Origin of the sequence: Glutamicibacter sp. NPDC087831 (genome assembly GCF_044742845.1) — a bacterium.
In the GTDB taxonomy this organism is placed as follows: Bacteria; Actinomycetota; Actinomycetes; order Actinomycetales; family Micrococcaceae; genus Glutamicibacter.
The window spans coordinates 293,785-313,908 of record NZ_JBIUVH010000001.1; the positions used below are offsets into that span (position 1 = coordinate 293,785).

General features: G+C 58.1%; 21 protein-coding genes and 1 pseudogene. 14 read left to right on the top strand and 8 right to left on the bottom strand.

Annotated features, from left to right (window positions below; translation table 11 throughout):
- Positions 1 to 31: 31 nt before the first annotated feature.
- Positions 32 to 472, top strand: a pseudogene (gene rplQ, locus ACIOJF_RS01465) (50S ribosomal protein L17); the annotation flags it as partial.
- Positions 473 to 636: 164 nt separating this feature from the next.
- Here the strand turns inward: rplQ and ACIOJF_RS01470 are convergent.
- Both ACIOJF_RS01470 and ACIOJF_RS01475 read right to left on the bottom strand, forming a co-directional pair.
- Positions 637 to 1,077 carry a hypothetical protein gene (locus ACIOJF_RS01470; protein WP_105657645.1) on the bottom strand — a complete coding sequence of 147 codons (441 nt, stop codon included), beginning with the start codon at positions 1,075 to 1,077 and terminating at the stop codon, positions 637 to 639.
- Between the two features lie 127 nt (positions 1,078 to 1,204).
- Positions 1,205 to 1,657 carry a hypothetical protein gene (locus ACIOJF_RS01475; protein WP_402741111.1) on the bottom strand — a complete coding sequence of 151 codons (453 nt, stop codon included), beginning with the start codon at positions 1,655 to 1,657 and terminating at the stop codon, positions 1,205 to 1,207.
- A 168-nt stretch (positions 1,658 to 1,825) separates the two neighbouring features.
- Here ACIOJF_RS01475 and truA point away from each other — a divergent pair, with 168 nt between their 5' ends.
- The 6 genes from truA to ACIOJF_RS01505 all read left to right on the top strand — a co-directional run bounded on the left by truA (position 1,826) and on the right by ACIOJF_RS01505 (position 7,873).
- A complete protein-coding gene (gene truA / locus ACIOJF_RS01480) occupies positions 1,826 to 2,761 on the top strand; it encodes a tRNA pseudouridine(38-40) synthase TruA (RefSeq protein WP_286134203.1) in 936 nt (311 codons plus the stop codon).
- Positions 2,762 to 3,086: 325 nt separating this feature from the next.
- Positions 3,087 to 3,530: a 50S ribosomal protein L13 gene (rplM, locus tag ACIOJF_RS01485; protein ID WP_105657642.1), complete on the top strand. Its 444-nt coding sequence runs from the start codon at positions 3,087 to 3,089 to the stop codon at positions 3,528 to 3,530.
- Between the two features lie 38 nt (positions 3,531 to 3,568).
- A complete protein-coding gene (gene rpsI / locus ACIOJF_RS01490) occupies positions 3,569 to 4,069 on the top strand; it encodes a 30S ribosomal protein S9 (RefSeq protein ID WP_060702200.1) in 501 nt (166 codons plus the stop codon).
- A gap of 169 nt (positions 4,070 to 4,238) precedes the next feature.
- On the top strand, positions 4,239 to 5,585 hold the full coding sequence (glmM, locus tag ACIOJF_RS01495; protein WP_105657641.1) for a phosphoglucosamine mutase: 1,347 nt from the start codon (positions 4,239 to 4,241) through the stop codon (positions 5,583 to 5,585).
- A 148-nt stretch (positions 5,586 to 5,733) separates the two neighbouring features.
- Positions 5,734 to 7,107: a UDP-glucose/GDP-mannose dehydrogenase family protein gene (locus ACIOJF_RS01500; protein ID WP_105657640.1), complete on the top strand. Its 1,374-nt coding sequence runs from the start codon at positions 5,734 to 5,736 to the stop codon at positions 7,105 to 7,107.
- A 46-nt stretch (positions 7,108 to 7,153) separates the two neighbouring features.
- Positions 7,154 to 7,873 carry an SDR family NAD(P)-dependent oxidoreductase gene (locus tag ACIOJF_RS01505; RefSeq protein WP_402741112.1) on the top strand — a complete coding sequence of 240 codons (720 nt, stop codon included), beginning with the start codon at positions 7,154 to 7,156 and terminating at the stop codon, positions 7,871 to 7,873.
- Positions 7,874 to 7,886: 13 nt separating this feature from the next.
- Here the strand turns inward: ACIOJF_RS01505 and ACIOJF_RS01510 are convergent, their stop codons facing one another.
- From ACIOJF_RS01510 to glmS, 3 genes are all read right to left on the bottom strand, one after another.
- Positions 7,887 to 9,335: an NAD(P)H-hydrate dehydratase gene (locus ACIOJF_RS01510; RefSeq protein ID WP_166650718.1), complete on the bottom strand. Its 1,449-nt coding sequence runs from the start codon at positions 9,333 to 9,335 to the stop codon at positions 7,887 to 7,889.
- A 161-nt stretch (positions 9,336 to 9,496) separates the two neighbouring features.
- Complete coding sequence (locus tag ACIOJF_RS01515; protein WP_105657637.1) at positions 9,497 to 9,847, bottom strand: holo-ACP synthase; 351 nt, start codon at positions 9,845 to 9,847, stop codon at positions 9,497 to 9,499.
- An 87-nt stretch (positions 9,848 to 9,934) separates the two neighbouring features.
- Complete coding sequence (glmS, locus tag ACIOJF_RS01520; protein ID WP_105657636.1) at positions 9,935 to 11,806, bottom strand: glutamine--fructose-6-phosphate transaminase (isomerizing); 1,872 nt, start codon at positions 11,804 to 11,806, stop codon at positions 9,935 to 9,937.
- A gap of 167 nt (positions 11,807 to 11,973) precedes the next feature.
- On the opposite strand from glmS, the gene coaA reads away from it, so the two are divergent.
- From coaA to tsaD, 7 genes are all read left to right on the top strand, one after another.
- Positions 11,974 to 12,933 (top strand): type I pantothenate kinase, encoded by a 960-nt coding sequence (gene coaA, locus ACIOJF_RS01525; protein ID WP_105657688.1) that lies wholly within the window; start codon positions 11,974 to 11,976, stop codon positions 12,931 to 12,933.
- A gap of 110 nt (positions 12,934 to 13,043) precedes the next feature.
- Positions 13,044 to 13,442 (top strand): large conductance mechanosensitive channel protein MscL, encoded by a 399-nt coding sequence (gene mscL / locus ACIOJF_RS01530; RefSeq protein ID WP_105657635.1) that lies wholly within the window; start codon positions 13,044 to 13,046, stop codon positions 13,440 to 13,442.
- Between the two features lie 144 nt (positions 13,443 to 13,586).
- The gene (alr, locus tag ACIOJF_RS01535) at positions 13,587 to 14,786 is read left to right on the top strand and encodes an alanine racemase (RefSeq protein WP_105657634.1); all 1,200 of its coding nucleotides are present in this window, start codon (positions 13,587 to 13,589) and stop codon (positions 14,784 to 14,786) included.
- Positions 14,779 to 15,357, top strand: coding sequence for a tRNA (adenosine(37)-N6)-threonylcarbamoyltransferase complex ATPase subunit type 1 TsaE (gene tsaE, locus ACIOJF_RS01540; RefSeq protein ID WP_105657687.1), 579 nt, complete (start codon positions 14,779 to 14,781; stop codon positions 15,355 to 15,357). The genes alr and tsaE overlap by 8 nt, the downstream gene beginning before the upstream one ends.
- Positions 15,350 to 16,024, top strand: coding sequence for a tRNA (adenosine(37)-N6)-threonylcarbamoyltransferase complex dimerization subunit type 1 TsaB (tsaB, locus tag ACIOJF_RS01545; protein ID WP_402734724.1), 675 nt, complete (start codon positions 15,350 to 15,352; stop codon positions 16,022 to 16,024). The genes tsaE and tsaB overlap by 8 nt, the downstream gene beginning before the upstream one ends.
- Complete coding sequence (gene rimI, locus ACIOJF_RS01550) at positions 16,024 to 16,515, top strand: ribosomal protein S18-alanine N-acetyltransferase (RefSeq protein ID WP_105657632.1); 492 nt, start codon at positions 16,024 to 16,026, stop codon at positions 16,513 to 16,515. The genes tsaB and rimI overlap by 1 nt, the downstream gene beginning before the upstream one ends.
- Positions 16,512 to 17,591, top strand: coding sequence for a tRNA (adenosine(37)-N6)-threonylcarbamoyltransferase complex transferase subunit TsaD (gene tsaD, locus ACIOJF_RS01555; protein ID WP_105661537.1), 1,080 nt, complete (start codon positions 16,512 to 16,514; stop codon positions 17,589 to 17,591). The genes rimI and tsaD overlap by 4 nt, the downstream gene beginning before the upstream one ends.
- A gap of 397 nt (positions 17,592 to 17,988) precedes the next feature.
- Here the strand turns inward: tsaD and ACIOJF_RS01560 are convergent, their stop codons facing one another.
- The 3 genes from ACIOJF_RS01560 to ACIOJF_RS01570 all read right to left on the bottom strand — a co-directional run bounded on the left by ACIOJF_RS01560 (position 17,989) and on the right by ACIOJF_RS01570 (position 19,990).
- The gene (locus ACIOJF_RS01560; protein WP_105657631.1) at positions 17,989 to 18,183 is read right to left on the bottom strand and encodes a hypothetical protein; all 195 of its coding nucleotides are present in this window, start codon (positions 18,181 to 18,183) and stop codon (positions 17,989 to 17,991) included.
- A 28-nt stretch (positions 18,184 to 18,211) separates the two neighbouring features.
- A complete protein-coding gene (locus ACIOJF_RS01565; protein WP_105657630.1) occupies positions 18,212 to 18,616 on the bottom strand; it encodes a hypothetical protein in 405 nt (134 codons plus the stop codon).
- A gap of 201 nt (positions 18,617 to 18,817) precedes the next feature.
- Entirely contained in the window at positions 18,818 to 19,990 is a 1,173-nt protein-coding gene (locus tag ACIOJF_RS01570; RefSeq protein ID WP_402741113.1) for a metallophosphoesterase family protein, read from the bottom strand.
- Positions 19,991 to 20,124: the final 134 nt, after the last annotated feature.

The window sequence follows — 20,124 nt, forward strand, 5'->3', positions numbered from 1 at the left end:
CAGTACGGGTTATTCATCTAGGAGAACCACAATGCCTACCCCTACCAAGGGTCCGCGTCTCGGCGGCAGTGCAGCACATGAGCGATTGATTTTCGCTAACATGTCGGCACAGCTCTTCGAGAACAAGAAGATCACCACCACCCTGACCCGTGCCAAGCGTCTGCGTCCACACGCAGAGCGCCTGATCACCTTCGCTAAGCGCGGAGACCTGGCTTCGCGTCGCCGCGTCCAGGCCGTCATCGCTTCGCGTTCGCGCACCAACAAGTCGATCGTTCACGAACTGTTCGAGAACATCGCACCAGCAATGGCAAACCGCGAGGGTGGCTACACCCGCATCACCAAGATCGGTAACCGCAAGGGCGACAACGCTCCTATGGCTGTTATCGAGCTCGTGATGGAGCCAGTTTCGCCAAAGCAGGCTGTCGTCAAGGAAGCCACCAAGGCTGCCGAGAAGGCTGCTGAGACCGAAGAGGCCTAAGCCCCTTCGAGCTAATGCTCTCTGCCTGCAAAGCCGAAAAAGATTCCCGTTGGATCCGCAAGGAACCAACGGGAATCTTTTTTATGCCTGTTTGCGTGAAGACGCGGGTGATTTTGCCCGTCAGTTGGAGGGCAGGGGCATCCGCATCTTGGAATTGCCTAGCTGAACGAATCCATGTCCGGGCAAGCCGTATTCAGGTATTCGGTAGCCTCGGAAGCTTCAGTCGTATCCAGTTCGGCGATCTTCTGCGAAATTTCCATCATGTTGCTGCTGTTGCCCTCAGCCATCAGGCCAGCCATTTTCTTGGTCTGCTCCGATGCCGCATTCAAGGACGTGGCAAGCTTGTTGTCCTTCGTGTTCTCAGCGGCTTCGCCCAGGATGGAATCAAACTCGTTCATGATCTCGGCATAAGCCGATGTATCGCCAGCCAAGAGCTCAGCGCTGGAGTCCTCCGCCTTCTTCTGCAGTTCGCGTTCAGCCACCTGGTCGTTGATGTAAACGCAGGTTTCCTCGGTGGACATTTTGCCTGCACTGCAACCAGTGAGCATGACAGATGCAAGGGTGAGCGCAGCGGAAGATGCCGCGAACTTTTTCAACATGGAGATCCTTAGACGATGATGATCCGATGGCCCAGCACGTGAGGCACCGATAAGTACCTGTTTATTCTATAATCAGGAGTTATTGCAGGCAGTGTATGACATGAGCGGATCGGCAAGCAGCGGGTTCCTAAGAAGCGGACGGATCAGGTTCAGAAGCGGAAGCTGGGCACGTTTCACGCACATAGTCGGTGTATTGATCTTGCAGTCCGCCCTCGGTTGCCTCAACGTCTGACGCGAGCGTTGGATCGTCAAAGTAGCGATTGGCAATGAGGTCAATGAAGTCTTGGTAGTTTTCGATTTCGGACCGCAATGCAGTGCGCAAGTGCCTATTGCCAGTTTGCTCGGAGACTTCCCGGTGGATGCCGATGGCTGTTTCCATAGCCTCAATCGCAGGTTGTGAATTCTGCGCAAGAATTCCCATATATGCCAGGGCCCACTTTTCCTCGATGGAATGTTCTACGGCCAGTTCATTAATGAGGGCGCATGATTGCTTTGTACTCAGCTGTCCCGAACTGCAGCCGCTTAAGCAGAGCGGGACAGCAACTGATATCGCGACAAAGCTAACTGCATTCCTGAACATGGCGAGTCCTTAGAACGTTGCTAGTGAACCAGCCGCCTGCGCGGCAGGTCCGTGGAATGCACATAGGCTACTCCCGGCAGCAGCTCTCGTTTTGGCGCCTGTGGATAACGGCGTGAAGGCGGGCACTTGATTCGACGGTTGCGCGTCTGCTTACGCATAATTGAATACATGAGTACTCAGCCAGAAAGCATCGATCCAATGGGCACCACCGCATTGGGGGCCACTGCAGCACCAGCATGGATCCGCATGCGCATGGTGCTCGGATACGACGGTGCCGCCTATAGCGGTTGGGCTCGCCAGCCCAATGTCTTGGGCGTGCAGCAGCTGGTTGAAGAGGCCCTGGAAATGATGATCCGGCGCCGCGTGCGCGTGGTTGTTGCCGGACGCACCGATGCAGGTGTGCATGCCCGCCACCAGGTGGTGCACTTCGATTTGACCGAGGAAGAATACGCGGGACTGCCACGCAAGGCGCCCTTGGCTCCCGGTCCTGCGCTCGTACGCCGCATCAACGGCATCCTTGGCCGTCAAGATGGTGCCGTTTGGGTGCATGAAGCCGAACGCGCACCAGAAGGCTTCGATGCCCGCTTCTCTGCGCTGGCCCGCCGCTACTCCTACCGGATTGCCGATGGGCAGCAGCGCTGGGATCCACTGACCCGCCACCTGACCACGTGGCACCGTGAAGAGCTGGATGTCGAGGCGATGAATCGCGAGGCGCAAAGCGTGCTGGGCCGCCACGACTTCTTGACCTACTGCAAGCCCCGTCCGCATGCCACGACCATTCGTACCCTGCAGGAATTCACCTTCACCCGCGGAGCCGACGGCTTGGTGCTGGCCCATTTGAAGGCCGATGCCTTCTGCCACAACATGGTCCGTGCGCTAATCGGTGCCGCGATGATGGTGGGGGATGGGCGTGAGCAACCGGGGTTCCTGGCCCAGCGGCTGGAACAGATGGTCCGCGACTCCAAGACCAAGCTTTCGCACCCGCGGGCTCTGGTCCTCGAAGAGGTCTACTACCCAGAGGCTGAAGAACTGGCAGAACGAGCACTTCTGACCCGCGCACGGCGAACCGAAGCCGAAGTTGACGAAGCCTGCATGGAAAGCTGATTAACCGATAATCCCCGGGATCTTAAGGGTGTTGTTGCTCACGACGTACATGCTTTTTTGGCCGGAAACACTTTAATCCGCTAAACTTTTATGAGTTGTGTATGTCCACGTTCGACACTACACGCCCAAGCGTGACGGCTTAGTTGCATAGTCGCTGGTCTGCTGGGTGTGCGAACAATATATGGACGGCCGGTTATCATCAGTCCTCACCTGGCGTACTGGTCTAAACACAAGAACAACACGACAGTGCCTGTCACTGGGGGATCTCACCGCCTTCAGCCAAGCGACTGTTTGACCAGAAACGAATCAACGTAAGGCAATTACTGTGCGTACGTACACCCCAAAGCCGGCTGACCAGACTCGTCAGTGGTTTGTCATTGACGCCACCGACGTAGTACTCGGCCGTCTCGCCGTCCAGGCCGCAACCCTGCTGCGCGGCAAGCACAAGCCAACCTATGCTGCACACATGGACATGGGCGACCATGTCATCATCATCAATGCAGACAAGGTTGCACTGACCGGTAAGAAGCTGCTGAACAAGCGCGCTTACCGCCACTCCGGTTTCCCAGGTGGCCTGAAGAGCATCAACTACGCAGACTTGCTGGAAAAGAACCCAGTACTGGCTGTTGAGAAGGCCATCAAGGGCATGCTGCCTAAGAACAAGCTTTCCGATGCCCAGCTGTCGAAGCTGAAGGTCTACCGCGGCGCCGAGCACCCACACGCTGCTCAGTCGCCAAAGGCACTGGAAATCACCCAGGTCGCTCAGTAGTCCTGGCCCCGAGAAGAAATACTTAATAGGAGATTATCGTGGCTCAGAACGCTGAAGAAACCACTGAATTCGAAGGCGAGACCCCTTCGACTTACACCACCGAGACCTCTGCTTCGGCTGTAGTTGCCGAAACCGAGCGCGCTCCGCTGACCGTTCCAGGTGCAGCAGTTGGCCGTCGCAAGCAGGCTATCGCCCGCGTTCGCCTGGTACCAGGCACCGGCAAGTGGACCGTTAACGGTCGCACCCTGGAGAACTTCTTCCCTAACAAGCTGCACCAGCAGGACGTCAACGAGCCTTTCAAGATCCTTGGTCTTGAGGGTGCTTACGACGTTATCGCTCGTATCAACGGTGGCGGCATTTCCGGCCAGGCCGGTGCACTGCGTTTGGGTATCGCTCGCTCGCTGAACGAGATCGATCGCGATGCAAACCGCGCTACCCTGAAGAAGGCTGGCTACTTGACTCGTGACGCACGCGTCATCGAGCGCAAGAAGGCTGGTCTGAAGAAGGCACGTAAGGCTTCGCAGTTCTCGAAGCGCTAAACCTTGCTTCAAGGTCTTTCCAAAGGCCCTGGCATCCTGCAAAGGACACCGGGGCCTTTGGACTTTTAACGCCGAAGACTGCAAGATCCCATTAATCTTTTCTCATCTCACTGCCAATGCGGGACTTTAAGCCGTATAAATCAATGCAGAGGGCATATGATTGAAGGCGATGGCAAGGTTATTTGGGACCGATGGGGTCCGAGGAAAAGCAAACGAACTGTTAACTCCCGAGCTCGCGCTGGAACTGGCGCAGGCGGCATCGGTGGTGCTGGGCTTGAGCCAGCCAGAGGACGGCTACAAGCCGGTCGCTGTGGTTGCCAAGGACCCGCGCATCAGTGGTGACTTCCTGTCTGCCGCAATTGAGGCCGGCCTGGCCGCCTCCGGCGTAGACGTCATGGATGCCGGCACGCTGCCGACTCCTGCGGCGGCATTCCTGGTAGGGGACCTGAACGCCGATTTCGGTGTCATGATCTCCGCTTCGCACAACGCGGCTCCGGATAACGGTATTAAGTTCTTGGCCCGTGGCGGCAAAAAGCTGGACGATGCGCTGGAAGATGCCATCGAAGCCTGCTTGAAGATGCCAAAGCCACGTCCAACCGGCGGTGAGGTAGGTCGAGTCTCGCGTTTCGCCGACGCTGAGGACCGCTACATCATGCACCTGCTGCAGGCCCTGCCCAACCGGCTGGATGGCATGAAGGTAGTTCTGGACTGCGCCCACGGCGCTGCTTCGGGCTGCTCCCCAGAGGTGTTCAAGGCTGCCGGCGCAGAGATCGTCGTGATTGGCGCAGATCCAGACGGCATCAACATCAATGACGGCTACGGCTCCACCCACCTGGAGAAGCTGCAGGCCGCTGTGCTGGAGCACGGCGCGGACCTGGGCATCGCGCACGACGGCGACGCTGACCGCTGTCTCGCAGTAGACCATGAAGGCACCGTCGTCGACGGTGACCAGATCATGGCCGTCATGGCACTGGACATGAAGGACCGCGGCGAACTCAAGGACAACACCCTGGTTGCCACCGTGATGAGCAACCTCGGCCTGACCCTGGCCATGGAAGCAGCAGGCATCACTGTTAAGCAGACCGGCGTGGGGGACCGCTACGTGCTCGAAGGCATGCGCGAAGGCGATTACTCCCTGGGTGGCGAGCAATCCGGCCACGTGATCTTCTCCAAGCACGCCACCACCGGCGACGGCGTGCTGACCGGCCTGATGATCGCGGCCCGCGTGAAGGCTACCGGCAAGACCCTGAAGGAACTTGCTGCCGTGCTGACCGTCCTGCCACAGGTGCTGATCAACGTACGCGGCGTAGACAAGGCCAGCGTTCCAGAATGCGAACCGCTGCAGCGGGCAATTGCCGCTGCTGAGGCACGCTTGGGCACCACCGGCCGTGTGCTGCTGCGTCCATCGGGGACCGAGCCAGTAGTTCGCGTCATGGTCGAGGCAGCTACCCACGAGCAGGCCCAGGCCGAAGCCGAAGCTCTGGCAGGATCGGTCAAGGAGCATCTGGCCCTCTAGGCCCAGTAGCTTCCCAGCAACCAACACGTAAATATCAAGAAAACTCACACCCCCGCAGCGCGTTCCACGCCGGAACACGCTGCGGGGGTGTGGCATGCTAACTAATAGAAACTGATATCGGTTCGCGTTCTCGGAGAGAAGGACTTTCGTGACTTTACGCATCAGCGTGATCGGCACCGGCTACCTCGGTGCAACCCATGCCGCCTGCATGGCTGAACTGGGCTATGAAGTCATTGGACTGGACGTAGACAAAGCCAAGCTGGAAGCACTGGCCGCTGGCGTTCTGCCCTTCCACGAGCCAGGCCTGCCAGAACTGCTGCGCAAGCATGTGGCCTCCGGACGCCTGCGCTTCACCGACAGCTACGCAGAAGTCGCTGCCGGCGCGGATATCCACTTCATCACCGTGGGCACCCCGCAGCGCGCCGACTCGCAATCCGCAGACATGTCCTACGTAGACGGTGCTGTGGATTCGCTGCTGGAGCACATCACCGGCGAAGCGCTGATTGTCGGGAAGTCCACCGTGCCGGTAGGCACCGCACGCCGGCTGAGCGAGAAAATTGCCCAAGACGCCAAGAACGGAAGCAGCATCGCGCTGGCATGGAATCCGGAGTTCCTTCGAGAAGGCTTCGCCGTCCAGGATACCCTGCGCCCCGATCGCCTGGTCTACGGCCTGGAGCATGAACACGGACTGGAACTGCTGCGCAAAGTCTATGCACCGATCCTTGCCTTGGACACTCCGGAGATCGCCACGGACCTGGAGACTGCAGAACTGGTCAAGGTTGCAGCCAACGCCTTCCTGGCTACCAAGATTTCTTTCATCAACGCCTTTGCGGAGGTGACTGAAACCGTAGGCGGCGACATTAAGGTCCTTGCCGACGCCATTGGCCACGATAAGCGCATTGGACGCCGTTTCCTGAACGCTGGAGTGGGCTTCGGTGGCGGTTGCCTGCCCAAGGACATTCGAGCCCTCCAAGCACGCGTCAGCGAACTTGGCCTGAGCCAGACCATGGGCTTCTTGGCTGAAGTCGACCAGATCAATTTGCGACGCCGTGACCGCGTGGTCTCGCTGGCCTCGCACATGCTGGGCAATGAGCTGGCAGGCAAGCATGTCTGCGTACTCGGCGTGACTTTCAAGCCGAACAGCGATGATGTGCGGGACTCGCCAGCACTGGATATCGCCGTCCGCCTGTACAACGAGGGCGCTGAAGTCTCGGTCTACGACCCAGAAGGCAACGCCAACGCTGCCGGCCGTTTCCCGCGCTTGAACTACGTTGATTCCTTCAAGGAAGCGGCGAAGGATGCGGACCTGACCTTGGTGCTGACCGAATGGAATGAATTCCGCGAACTGAATCCGTCGGATCTGGCGGATCTAGTGGCCAACAAGCAGCTGATTGACGGGCGCAACGTCCTGGACCGCCCTGAATGGCGGAATCAGGGCTGGACTGTTACCGGTCCGGGTGAATACTTCGAGCTGGGCAACATGGCTCCGGCAACTACCTCGATTCCGGTACAGGCTTCCTGAAGCTAGCTGCGGTACGCGACCGCAACTGCAAGAGAGGGGGAGCCGCATGGCATACACTGTGGTCACCGGCGGTGGTCGTGGGTTAGGAGCCGCGATTGCGCTGCGTCTAGCCACCGACCGCAACTTGATCATCGGCTACAGGCAGGATGAGAAATCGGCGCAGGCAGTGGCAGATAAAGTCCGTGAGCTCGGCGCGATTTGCCATATCCTGCAGATCGACTGCGCCAATGAAGAATCAGTGGCAAGGTTCTTCGCCCGAGTGAAGGACATTGGGGAACTTGAAGGACTGGTAAACAACGCGGGATCAGCGACGGCCATCGGAAATCTGGCAGACAACGAGTTGACCGATATCGCCGCGGATCTGAACGTGAACCTTCTGGGCCCAATTACCTGCATTAAATATGCGCTAACCCTGCTCCGGTCACATGGCGGTGGTGCAATCGTGAACATTTCATCGGTGGCGGCTGAATCCGGAAGCCCCTTCACGTACGTGCATTACGCTGCAGCCAAGGCCGGAGTAGAAGCCTTGACAGTGGGACTGTCCAAGGAACTGGCTAAGGACGGCATCCGAGTGAATGCGGTTAGCCCGGGAACGCTTTGGACTGAATTCCATAAGGATCCACAGCGCCCTGCGCAAATCGCCGAGACGATCCCGATGGGACGCGCAGGCAAGCCGACAGAAGTAGCCGGTGCGGTGGCTTGGCTATTGTCTAGCGAAGCCGCCTACACCACCGGCAGCGTTCTCAAAGTTTCTGGCGGCCTCTAGAGGGACCCAGAGCCTAGAAGCCGAACTGCTTCATGACCTTAGGCAGGTTCTCGATCAGGCGCGAAGCATTGACAGTTCCCTCTGAAGCGGTCACCCGGCCCAGGTGGCCATGAATGTAAGCGGCACACGCGGTCAGTTCCATCATGCGGCGGTTAGGCACGGTTCGCAGGCCTTCGGTGCCCGTGAGCGAGCTGTCGGAGAGCATGTAGCCCAGGATGCCGGTCAGGACATCGCCGCTGCCTGCAGTGGCCAATTCTGGTGCCGAGTGGCTCACCATCAGGCTGTCGCCATTGGGGGCCACAATGTAGCTGGTTGGTCCCTTGAGCAGGACCACGGCGTTGTATGCCAGGGCGGCCCACCGGGTCCAGCGAATCGGGTCCTGGGAAATCTCATCGGGAGTGATCTTCACTCCAGCGCGGCTGAGCAGCATGCGCAGTTCCTTGGCATGAGGCGTCAGCACGCGAGGCTGCTCGCTTGGGCCGGCAGGAACGACTTCCAATCCGGACGCGTCAATGACGGCCGGCTGCGGGCTGGCAAAGACATCAGCGATGGCGCCAGTCGGGGGAGTGCGTCCATCCAAGCCCGGGCCAATGGCCCAAGCCTTGATCTTGGCGCCCTTGCCGTGAATCTGACGGCGGGAGGAAGACAGCGCTTCCTTGATCTGCTCATCATCCAGTGGCACGGACTCCGGCACGGCGACGGCCATGAGCGGCTGAATGGATTCTGGCACGTGGGTGCGAAGCAATCCGACGCCGCAGGCTACAGCGGCCTTGGCGGTCAGCTGAGCAGCTCCGGGATAAAGGCCGGAACCGGCGATGAGTCCCAGGACTCCACGCTGGTACTTGTGCCGTCCGGCATCCCGCCAAGAGCGGTGCTGGTCCAGCAGCTCGCGAGTGGCCACCTCGTCCACAAGCTGCGTTCCAGCTTGGACGGAAGAAAAGTCGAATTCGAGATCTGCCACGGTAATGTCACCGGTAACCAGCGGTCCGTCTACAGACAGAAGACCGGATTTCATGGCACCGAAAGTTACCGTGCGTTCTGCGCGAAGAACAGAGTCCTGCGCAACGCCCGTTTCAGGATCCAGGCCTGAAGGAATATCGCAGGCCAGCACCCGTGCGCCAGCAGGAAGCTTCGGCAAATCAGAGCCGGCACGGTATCCAAGGCCGTAGATGGCGTCAATAATGAGCGAGGCATTAGCTAATTCGCCTTGACCGTCGGAGAGGTCCAGCACGGTACCGCCGGCAGCTTGATATGCTGCAGCACCTTCGGCATGGATCTGTTCGTGGCACTGCAGAGCCAGAGTGGAAATCTTCTGCAGTTGGAGCTCTGCCAGTGCATACAAGCCATCTCCACCGTTGTTGCCCGGGCCGATAAGCGCCACCACGAAAGCCGGATCGGCGCTGGAATTCTCGGTCAGCATGGCGACTGCCGTTGAAGCCAAATGGGCGGCTGCTTGCTTCATTAAGCTGGTCTCGCCCCGCTTGGAGTTCTCCTGGGCTTCAACCGCACGAATTTGCGCAACACTGTAGACAGGAATCATAAGACAAACAATACTCAAGGCACCTGTGCGATGCCCTATTTAATGAGATGCGTGTCGTTATTCTTTCGTCGTGGCGTTGGTGCCTAGCGTTCTGCAACCACCATTGCGATAGCCATATCTCCATCGTGGGACATGGTCAGATGCCATGATTTGATGCCACGCAGCTCGCTGGCAGCGGCCACTGAACCAGTGTTGTGAACCTGGGGATCACCGGCTTCATCTTTGCGGATAGTGCAGTCCTGCCAGTTCATGCCCGCAGGAGCTCCCAGCGCCTTGGCGATGGCTTCCTTGGCCGCGAAGCGGGCCGCCAGGGATCGCAGGGGCAGGCCCCGCTCTTCTTCGGTGAAGAGCCGTTCACGCAAGCGTGGAGTCTTCTCGAGCTGGCGGCCAAAACGCGGCACATCAACGATGTCCACTCCAATTCCTGCAATCATGCCTATCAGTTTATCCAGTGCTTGCAGGGCATAAAAATTGCGGGCATTCCCGGAAAGGGAATGCCCGCAATTCTGGTGCTCGGTGGATTACTCCACGGTCACCGACTTGGCCAAGTTGCGTGGCTGGTCGACATCGAAGCCCTTGGCGGATGCCAGTTCGCAAGCGAAGATCTGCAGTGGCACGGTGGCCAGCAGAGGCATCAGCAGGGTTGGGGTTTCTGGCACGTAGAAGACCCACTCGGAGAAGTCCTTGACCGCAGCATCGCCATCTTCGGCAATAACCAGGGTCTTAGCGCCACGGGCGCGCACTTCCTGGATATTGGAGACAACCTTGGAGTGCAGCGAGTCGCGACCACGAGGGGAAGGAACTACGACGAACACTGGCTGGCCATCGTCGATCAGGGCGATAGGGCCGTGCTTCAGCTCGCCAGCGGCGAAGCCTTCAGCATGGATGTAGGCGATTTCCTTGAGCTTCAAGGCGCCTTCCATTGCTACCGGGTAGCCTACGTGGCGGCCCAGGAACAGCACGGAGTTGGCATCTGACATGTTGCGTGCCAGATCCTTGATCTCTTCCGCGCGGTCCAAGACGTCCTGGATCTTGGAAGGGATCTTGCCCAGGTCGGCAAGGATGTCCTTGATCTGGCCCTGGAACAGGTTGCCGCGCAGCTGCGCCAGATACAGGCCCAGCAGGTAGGTTGCGGTGATCTGTGCCAGGAATGCCTTGGTGGAAGCCACAGCAATTTCCGGACCAGCGTGGGTGTACAGCACCGCATCCGATTCGCGTGGGATGGTCGATCCGTTGGTGTTGCAGATCGACATGGTCTTGGCGCCCTGCTCCTTGGCGTAACGCACAGCCATCAAGGTGTCCATGGTTTCGCCGGACTGGGAGATCGAAACGATCAGGGTCTTTTCGTCCACGATTGGCTCGCGGTAGCGGAACTCGTGGGAGAGCTCAACTTCTACCGGGATACGGCACCAGGACTCGATAGCGTACTTGGCCACGGAGCCGGCATATGCCGAGGTGCCGCAAGCAAGAACAACAATCTTGGAGATTTCGGCCAGTTCCTCTGGAGCGATACGCAGTTCGTCCAGGGTCAGTCGGCCATCAGCGTCCGAGCGGCCCAGCAGGGTGTCGGCAACAGCTGCAGGCTGGTCGAAGATTTCCTTCTCCATGAAGGATGGGAAGCCGCCCTTTTCAGCGCTGGCTGCATCCCAGTCAACGGTGAATTCCTTGCCTTCGGCCGGGTTGCCGTCGAAGTCGGTGATGGAATGGTTATCCGGGGTGATGGTTACGATCTGGTCCTGGCCCAGTTCTACGGCACGACGGGTGAAGTCGATGAAGCCGGAGACATCCGAACCCAGGAAGTTTTCGCCATCGCCCAGACCGAGAACCAGAGGGGAGTTGCGGCGAGCCGCAACGACAACACCTGGGTGGTCCTGGTGAACTGCCAAGAGGGTGAAAGCACCTTCGAGCTGCTGAACAGCAAGCTGCATGGCGCGGGTCAAATCGCCTTCGGCCTCGGAGCTGTAGAGCTTACCCAGCAGAGCTGCGGCAACCTCGGTATCGGTATCCGAGAGGAATTCAACGCTCTCGGCTGCCAAGCCGGCCTTGATGCCGGCGAAGTTTTCAATAATTCCGTTGTGGATCATGGCAAGCTTGCCACCATCGGCCAGGTGTGGGTGAGCGTTCTGATCGCTCGGACCACCGTGGGTTGCCCAACGGGTATGCCCAATGCCGGTCATCGACTTAGGCAATGGGGACTCGGCAATTTCATTTTCCAGATTGACCAGCTTGCCGGCCTTCTTACGAGAATGAATGGCGCCATCGGCAACAACAGCGACACCAGCCGAGTCGTAGCCGCGGTATTCCAACCGACGCAAACCTTCAATTAGAACGTCGAGGGCGCCATGATCGGCGACCTGGCTCGAGGTTCCTGCATATCCAACAATTCCGCACATGGGAAAAATCCTACCGGTTCAATGCCCATCGATGGGAATAATCGTGTCGGAGCACTCAAAATTACCTATGTCTTAGATCACCAGTCGGCCGTTTTTTGACTAATCCAATTGCCTTGTTGATGTTGTTAATTGGGATGTGGAGCATATTCTTGGCAGAATTTACCCTCGTGGAACCACACGGAACACTTGAAACGCCTATCTCGCCTTTCGTTGAACTGGAGCGCGAGACATGGGCGCGCCTGTCCAATCAAATGGAACAGCCGCTGAACTACTCGGACATTGAGCGGCTACGCGGCCTCGGCGACCAGCTGGACTTGCAAGAGGTCCGGGACGTCTACCTGCCACTGAGCCGCCTGCTGTCGCTTTATGTCGAGGGTGCCGGCGCGACGCATCAGGCAACCACTACCTTCTTGGGCGAGCAGACCAGCCGCACGCCTTTTGTCATCGGCGTCGCCGGCTCGGTTGCCGTGGGGAAGTCCACAACTGCCCGTGTACTGCAGGAAATGCTGCGCCGCTGGCCGCATACGCCTGATGTCCAGCTCATAACCACTGATGGCTTCTTGTACCCGAATGCCGAGCTCGAGCGCCGCGGGATCATGCACCGCAAGGGGTTCCCCGAATCCTATGACCGGCGGGCGCTGCTGCGCTTTGTCTCGGCGGTAAAGTCCGGTGCCCCAGAAGTAAGCGCTCCGGTCTACTCGCACCTGACCTACGACATCATCCCGGGGGAGCGCAACGTAATCCGCTCACCGCAGGTATTGATTGTCGAGGGACTGAACGTATTGCAGCCTGCTCGAACCCGTTCCGATGGGACCGTGGGCCTGGCCCTGAGCGACTTCTTCGACTTCTCCGTCTACGTGGATGCGCGTACCGCGGATATCGAAGAGTGGTACATCAAGCGGTTCATGCGTCTGCGCTCCGGTGCCTTCTCCGACCCTGCCAGCTACTTCCACCGCTATGCCCAGCTCACTGATGTCGAGGCACGGGAAACTGCTCACGGTATCTGGAAGCGCATTAACGAGCCGAACCTCAGGGAAAACGTCTTGCCTACGCGTGGGCGGGCGCAATTAGTACTGCGCAAGGCGGCGGATCACTCGGTGCGCAGGATGCTATTGAGGAAAATCTAGGCTTCTTCAGCTGATATTTAAGCAAACGATTTCTGTGAGTTTGCCGAACTATTACAGATCGGAGCCCAAATTCGTAGTCGTGCTGTGATTTTCCTGTGTATGCTCTAACCATGCTAAAAGGTTTCCGCGATTTTATTATGAAGGGCAACGTTGTCGATCTGGCCGTTGCTGTTGTTATCGGCGCTGCCTTCGGCGCTGTAGTCACCGCCTTGGTCGATAATGTGCTGATGCCATTGATCGCCGCCCTGGTTGGATCTCCAAACTTCGACAGCTTCTTGTTGCTAACCATTGACGGCGTTGACATCAAGTTCGGTGTCTTCCTGACTGCACTGGTCAACTTCCTGCTGATTGCTGCAGCTGTCTACTTCGCGCTGGTTCTGCCAATGACCAAGCTCAACGAGCGACTGGCTGCACGCCGTGCTGCCGGTGCAGAAGAGCCAGAGGAAGAAGTAGATCCACAGCTGGAGCTGCTCGCCCAGATCCGCGACGAGCTGAAGACTCTGCGCTAAGCCCTGACAAACATCCGTCTCAAAGGGGCGGACCCAGCAACACAGTTGCTTGGGTCCGCCCCTTCCGACTTTAACTCGCACTATGTGCCGAACTGCGCACGGGTGAACAAGGCAAGCGGAACCGAAAAGTGCGAAGATGAATAGGTGAACTCTGAAGCGCTTGAAGAAAGCAACCTGACAAAGAGCACCAGCGGTGCACAGGCTATCGGATTTGAACGTCGTGCAGTCATTGACTTGTCGGCCATCCGCAACAACGTCAAGCAGATTTCTGATGTTGTAGCCCCAGCTGCAGTTATGGCCGTCGTCAAAGCAGACGCCTACGGCCATGGAGCTATCCCCGTAGCCAAGGCCGCCTTGGAGGGCGGCGCCCGCTGGATCGGGTGTGCCCATGCCACGGAAGCTCTCGCCCTGCGTGAAGCGGGCATCGATGCTCCCATGATGGCCTGGCTGCACACCGAGGACACCCCATTCGAGGCCGCCATTGATGCCGGTCTTGATCTGGGAGTCTCAGGCTGGGAGCTGGAATACGTTGCCGCCGCAGCACGTGCCGTGCAGACACCGGCACGTATCCACATCAAGGTGGACACAGGACTGGGCCGCAATGGCTCAACTATGGATGCCCTGCCTGATCTGTTGAACCGCGCCAGCGACTTCCAAGAAGAAGGACTGCTGCGCGTAGTTGGCATCTTCTCCCACCTCGCGGTCGCAGATGAGCCAGAGCGGCCCGAAACGGACGAGCAGCTGGAAATCTTCAACAAGGCCATAGAACTGGTAGAAGCAGCCGGCTTCGATCTTGAAGTGCGCCATATCGCCAATACGCCGGGTATCCTTTCGCGACCTGATTCGCACCACGACATGGTGCGCTTGGGGTTGGGCTTGTATGGCCTGAGCCCCTTTGAAACCGACTCGCCAGAAAGTTTCGGCCTGCGTCCAGCCATGACAGTGAAGACCCGCGTGGCTAACGTCAAGAAGGTCCATCCGGGGCAGGGCGTGTCCTACGGCCTGAATTACAAGACTGAAGCGGAGACCTACCTCGGGCTGATCCCCATGGGCTATGCAGACGGTTTGCCGCGCATCGCAACAGGTGCGCCGGTAACAGTTAACGGACGCACCTACCCGGTACGCGGACGCATCGCCATGGACCAGTGCGTCATTGATCTGGGCGCGGACATCAAGCCTGAGGACTTCCTCGGCGCCGAGGCGATTATCTTCGGTAAAGGCGGGCAGTCGGTGAACACTTGGGCCTATGCGGCGAACACCATCAACTACGAAGTGGTAACCCGCATTTCTCCGCGCGTGCCCCGCTACTACATCGAAGGCAGCTGGGGTGAAGCCGGTGAGTAACCCGGTGCGGGAATTCTCCTGCCAACTAGATGACCTCACTGTTACCGAAGCGCTGGGGGAAGCTCTTGGTGCCCAGCTCAAAGCCGGAGACTTGGTGATTCTTACCGGGGCCTTGGGCGCTGGTAAGACGACCCTGACTCAGTCACTGGGCGTGGGACTGAATGTACGCGAGGGAATCATCTCGCCTACATTCGTTTTGGCCCGCCAGCACCCGGCGCTAGGCGATGGCCCCGGACTGATCCACGTGGATGCCTACCGCTTGAAGGGCCACGACGACGTGGACACCCTGGATCTCGAATCAACGCTGGCTGATTCAGTCACCGTTGTGGAGTGGGGGCTGGGCAAGGTGGAACATCTCACGGACTCGCGTCTGGAAATCCAGCTGGACCGCGAAGCCCTGGCCGCACCGAGTGCCAACCCGTGGGAAGAATCGGAGGAAGAGCTGGACGAGCCGCGGTTGTTTAGCCTGAAGGGGATCGGCCCGCGCTGGGACGAGGACACCTTTGCCCAGTTGAAAGACACTTTGCTGTCTGCAGTAACTGCGCAGCACACGGAAGAGAAGCATGCCTAACTACTTAGCTATCGACACCTCCGCCAACGCATCGGTGGCACTGGTTGACAAAGCCACCGGTTTAGTTGTCGACCAGCGGGTTTCATCCAAGGGGAACGACCAGACCGAAACCCTGTCGGCATACGTCAAGGAACTCTTGGACGCTCATGGACAGAAAGGCCAAGACCTTGCTGGCATTATCGTTGGCGTAGGGCCGGGCCCGTTCACCGGCCTGCGCGTTGGCTTGGTTGCCGCGCGTACCTTCGGCTTCGTATGGCAGGTACCCGTGCATGGTGTGATGTCCTTGCATGCGCTCGCCGAACAGGTGCTGGATGCAGGCGAGGCTCCGGCACAGTTCATTGTGGCTTCCGATGCGCGCCGCAAAGAAGTGTACTGGGCTCGCTACGACCAGGACGGAGCCATGGTTGATGGCCCGCATGTTTCAGCTGCTTCAGCCCTTCCTGCATTCCCGGTCTACGGCATTGGCGCCGGAATCTATGCCGAGCAATTGGAAGAAGCCGGGGCCAAGCCCATGCCTGAGTCCTTTGAATGGATTGCAAACGCTGGCTACCTCGTCCGCCGAGGCATAAGCGATCTGGCTGCGGGCAAGGATCTGTCTGACACTTCGCCGCAGTACCTGCGTGAATCCGATGCACAGGTTCCGGCGTTCATGAAGCAGGCTAAGTGATGAACGAGGCGAACCAGGTCATCCTGCGTCCCATGGTTGCCGAGGATCTGCTGGCCGTCCACGAGCTGGAACAGCAGCTGTTTCCCGAGGATGCATGGCCACTGGCTGGTTTCGAATCCGAGCTAGCGCAGCGCGACACCCGCACCTACTGGGTCTATGAAGACTCTGGTCGAGTTATCGGCTATGCCGGCCTGTGCGTGGTCTTGCCGATTGCCGATGTGCAAACTATTGCCATGCACCCGGACTACCAAGGGCGAGGCTTGGGACGCAAGCTTTTGGCATTGCTCATCCAGACCGCAGGCGAGAAGAATGCATTGGATGTGATGCTCGAAGTTCGCTTTGATAACCCCGGTGCCATTGGTCTGTATGAATCCATGGGATTCACTACCATTCACCGTCGCAAGGGCTACTACAAGGGCGGGGTAGACGCGCTTATTATGAGACTGCCGCTGGATGTCCAGCAAGGACAAGAGGAAGAACGCAACGCATGAGCAACACAGAACCCGTAGTACTGGGCATCGAGTCTTCCTGCGATGAAACCGGCGTGGGCATCGTGCGCGGCAATAGGCTGCTTGCTAACGCTGTCTCCAGTTCCATGGATGAGCACGTACGCTTTGGAGGAGTGATTCCCGAGATCGCTGCGCGAGCTCATTTGGAAGCCTTTGTGCCCACCCTGCAGTCAGCTCTGGACACCGCGGAACTGACTCTTGATGACATTGACGCCATTGCCGTGACCAGCGGTCCAGGCCTGGCCGGTGCTCTGATGGTTGGAGTTTCGGCAGCCAAGGCTCTGGCGTTGGCTACAGGGAAGCCGTTGTACGGGATCAACCACTTGGTTGCTCACGTAGGTGTTGGCGTTCTCGAAGGAACCGTATTGCCGCCAACTTTCGGGGCACTGCTGGTCTCAGGGGGGCACACCGAAATCTTGAAGGTCACTTCGCTGACTAACGACGTGCAGCTGTTGGGCTCCACGATTGATGATGCAGCCGGTGAAGCCTATGACAAGACTGCTCGTTTGCTGGGTCTCGGGTATCCAGGTGGTCCGGCTATCGACAAGGCGGCTAAGGATGGAGACCGAAAGGCATTCCGATTCCCTCGCGGCTTGTCGCTGCCGAAGTTCGTGGGCAGTGCCGAGAATCCTGGCAAGCACCGCAACAACTTCTCGTTCTCAGGACTGAAGACTGCTGTAGCCCGTTGCGTCGAGCACTTCGAGGCCAACGGCGGAGAGATCCCAGTTGCTGACATTGCCGCTTCATTCCAGGAAGCTGTCGTAGACGTGATCACGTCGAAGGCAGTCCGGGCGATGCAGGAACAGGGACTGAAGACTCTGCTTCTGGGCGGGGGAGTGGCGGCGAATACTCGACTGCGTGAACTTCTGGCGGCCCGATGTGCTTCTGCGGGCATAGCCTTGGTGGTTCCTCCGTTTAGCTTGTGCACGGACAACGGCGGAATGGTTGCAGCTCTCGGCGCGCAGCTGGTTGCTGATGGCGTTTCTCCGTCTGGGCTGGAATTCGCAACCGACTCTTCGCAGCCGGTAACGAACATCGTTTTGAATTCTCGAAGCTAGACACCTGAGCAACCTCAGTTTGGGGCCACCACGTACAGGCGGTGGACCCCAAACTAATTTCTAGGGTTGTCCATCCTAATCGGCATTCGTAGTCAAGATCTGTCGGTCCAAGACTAAACAAAACTCCTAACGGGGTCATGAGCCACTGAGTGGAAAAGCGAACAGCAAGACCTCTTGCACCTATGTACGTCTATGTGTCTCAGGGTAATGATTCGTCATAGCATCACGTTGCGAAGGCTTCCTAGCCCGATCTTGCAAACCAGTCGCAAGAAGAAAATGAACTATCTCGTCCGGGGCATCCACCTCTAGCTAGGCATTGATTGCCTTTTGCGTCCTTCTCCCGAGGTGTAGGTGATCTTGTCAATAGTCTCGGGAAGACTTGGCGATGAACTGAAATCTATCGGTCCATTTGCAATCGCTTCACGTTGTAACTGCTCGTGTGGTTCGGCGTGCGCATGATCGATTCGACGGCATTGATTTGGTCGTCGTCGCTGATTCCGGTGTCTTCGAATAGCTCGTTGATCTGCTTAATCTGTCCGTCGAAAGTGCGTAGGGTCGTCTCCCGCACAACGCCCGAATCGGCTGCAGTCACCTCTCGATTCCCTTGCCTTGCCCACCCACTAGCTCCAGGTCCTGTGCTTCTTGCACCTCAGGGCATAGTGGGTGAGCGCCGCATCGGAAAGGTCCAAGCTGTTGCCGGCGGCTGTGGTCTGCAGTGCCTTGGCCAGTAGCTTCAGGTAGATCGCGAATTTCTCGATTCGGGTGCTGCCGTAGTCGATGACCTGCGAGAAGAAGTCGTAGGACTTGTTGAAGGCGCCCGCGGTTTTGCGGAATTCGACTGGTTGTTCCGGTTCCAGAGTGTTGTTATCCTGCGTGGCATTCCTGCGGCGGTCGTGGAATACGTCGATGGGAGGTTGCAGGTGTGAGTCCGAGCCCTTGTGGTTGTGTTGGGCTACCCACTTCGTGGCGACCTGGTCCACGTCCTTGTCGCTGTAGCTCCCCATCGAGTCCGGTTTCATGATCATGTCGAAGATGATGCCGGGTTGGATTCCTCGTGGATGGAGGCGTCTTCGTAGAAGGTCTGGAACGCTTTACAAATACGCCGGCCATGGTTTCCAGCTGTTCGATAATTTGCCGTTACCAGTTTCGCTGCGGTAAAAAAAGTCTGGGCAAGACGAAATCGCTCATTCGTCGGTCGGTTTCGTCTTGCTCAGAACTTGTCTTGGCTATGGAAGCGGCAGTGGCCCTTCGATCGGTTGTCCCTGAGTACCCATGTCGATACCCAGATCCTTGGCGAACACGGTGCGGGTTCCGGCGTAAACGCTGTTCTTGTTCTCGTCGAGTTCGAAGACCCGGGCGCCGCGTAGGTGATGGTTCTCGGTCCCACCGAGGCCGTAGGTGCCGAAACCGGTACCTGGACCGTAGCCGAGCTCGATGCCGTAGTAGTCACCCATGTAGGTGTTGATGTGGTCGTGGCCGCAGTACACGCCCCGGACATCTCCGCGTTCCTGCAGCGCGGCGAACATGCCGGAATTGAATGCGCCGGTGTAGACGCCCTCGTTCTTCACTCCGACGATAGAGTGCTTCTTGATGGCCTTCTCGTGGTCAGCGTCGTTCGAGGTGAACTGGGCGCCGTACCACATGTGGTTGTGCTCCCACAGTGGTATGTGGAAGAACATTAGCGACTGAACCTTGCCGTAGCGGTTTTCGGTGGCTACGGAAGCCTCGCGATACCAAGCGATCTGCTCGGGACGGATCCAGTCGTAGGACATGAGGCCCTCGAAGTCCTGGCCGCCAACAGTCTTTGGAGCGTAGCGGTTCGAATCAAGCAGCCAGATGCCAAAGACAGGTTTGGCGGTCTTCGAGGAAGCGATCAGCAACTGGGAATTCGATTCGCCAACAATCTTGTCATTCTTCGAGTTGGCATTGAACTCATAGCCTCGAATGAAGTTCAGGATCTTTGCCTCGTCCATGCCTGTGCCATTGGGCATTGAATCTTCATCGTGATTGCCGAAGGTAAGTGCCCAAGGGATACCGCGGGACTCCATCGGCTGCACGACGTTGTTGATAGCCTGCTTGACTTCGGTAACTGTTTGAGAGGAGCCATTGATTACATCGCCGTTGATCAGGGCGAAGCCGGGCTTCTCGGCATCCAGAACCTTCTCCATCAGCTCAATGGTGCGACGATCGGTGCGCGGTCCATCCTGGGTGTCATTGAACTGAACGATCTTGAACTTGCCATCTGCCGCGAATTTCAGTTTTGGCCTGGGAGCCGTTCCCGGATTCTCAGCCGGTGCTGGGGATGCAGTGGCGCTGTTGGCGGCGAAGAGTCCGGTGATAGCGGCTGCGGTGCCGGCAACCAATATCCCGCGACGTGGAACAGAAGACGATGTTTTCATGGAGACCTTTCAAAATGATTCTGTGATTCGCCGTGTAATTATCGTGGCGACAATGTTTAGATCGTAGGAATCCAGAGTGACGAAATGATGAAATTAAGTCATCGACAATAGGTGTGCAACATAAATAAACCCAA

Excerpts from the sequence above, each read along its gene's own strand:
- rimI (WP_105657632.1), top strand. The coding sequence starts at position 16,024 with ATGAACGAGGCGAACCAGGTCATCCTGCGTCCCATGGTTGCCGAGGAT.
- ACIOJF_RS01470 (WP_105657645.1), bottom strand. The coding sequence starts at position 1,077 with ATGTTGAAAAAGTTCGCGGCATCTTCCGCTGCGCTCACCCTTGCATCT.
- ACIOJF_RS01565 (WP_105657630.1), bottom strand. The coding sequence starts at position 18,616 with ATGATCATGAAACCGGACTCGATGGGGAGCTACAGCGACAAGGACGTG.
- glmM (WP_105657641.1), top strand. The coding sequence starts at position 4,239 with ATGGCAAGGTTATTTGGGACCGATGGGGTCCGAGGAAAAGCAAACGAA.
- ACIOJF_RS01570 (WP_402741113.1), bottom strand. The coding sequence starts at position 19,990 with ATGAAAACATCGTCTTCTGTTCCACGTCGCGGGATATTGGTTGCCGGC.
- mscL (WP_105657635.1), top strand. The coding sequence starts at position 13,044 with ATGCTAAAAGGTTTCCGCGATTTTATTATGAAGGGCAACGTTGTCGAT.
- ACIOJF_RS01475 (WP_402741111.1), bottom strand. The coding sequence starts at position 1,657 with ATGTTCAGGAATGCAGTTAGCTTTGTCGCGATATCAGTTGCTGTCCCG.
- tsaB (WP_402734724.1), top strand. The coding sequence starts at position 15,350 with ATGCCTAACTACTTAGCTATCGACACCTCCGCCAACGCATCGGTGGCA.
- ACIOJF_RS01505 (WP_402741112.1), top strand. The coding sequence starts at position 7,154 with ATGGCATACACTGTGGTCACCGGCGGTGGTCGTGGGTTAGGAGCCGCG.
- ACIOJF_RS01510 (WP_166650718.1), bottom strand. The coding sequence starts at position 9,335 with ATGAAGCAAGCAGCCGCCCATTTGGCTTCAACGGCAGTCGCCATGCTG.
- ACIOJF_RS01515 (WP_105657637.1), bottom strand. The coding sequence starts at position 9,847 with ATGATTGCAGGAATTGGAGTGGACATCGTTGATGTGCCGCGTTTTGGC.
- tsaD (WP_105661537.1), top strand. The coding sequence starts at position 16,512 with ATGAGCAACACAGAACCCGTAGTACTGGGCATCGAGTCTTCCTGCGAT.
- truA (WP_286134203.1), top strand. The coding sequence starts at position 1,826 with ATGAGTACTCAGCCAGAAAGCATCGATCCAATGGGCACCACCGCATTG.
- glmS (WP_105657636.1), bottom strand. The coding sequence starts at position 11,806 with ATGTGCGGAATTGTTGGATATGCAGGAACCTCGAGCCAGGTCGCCGAT.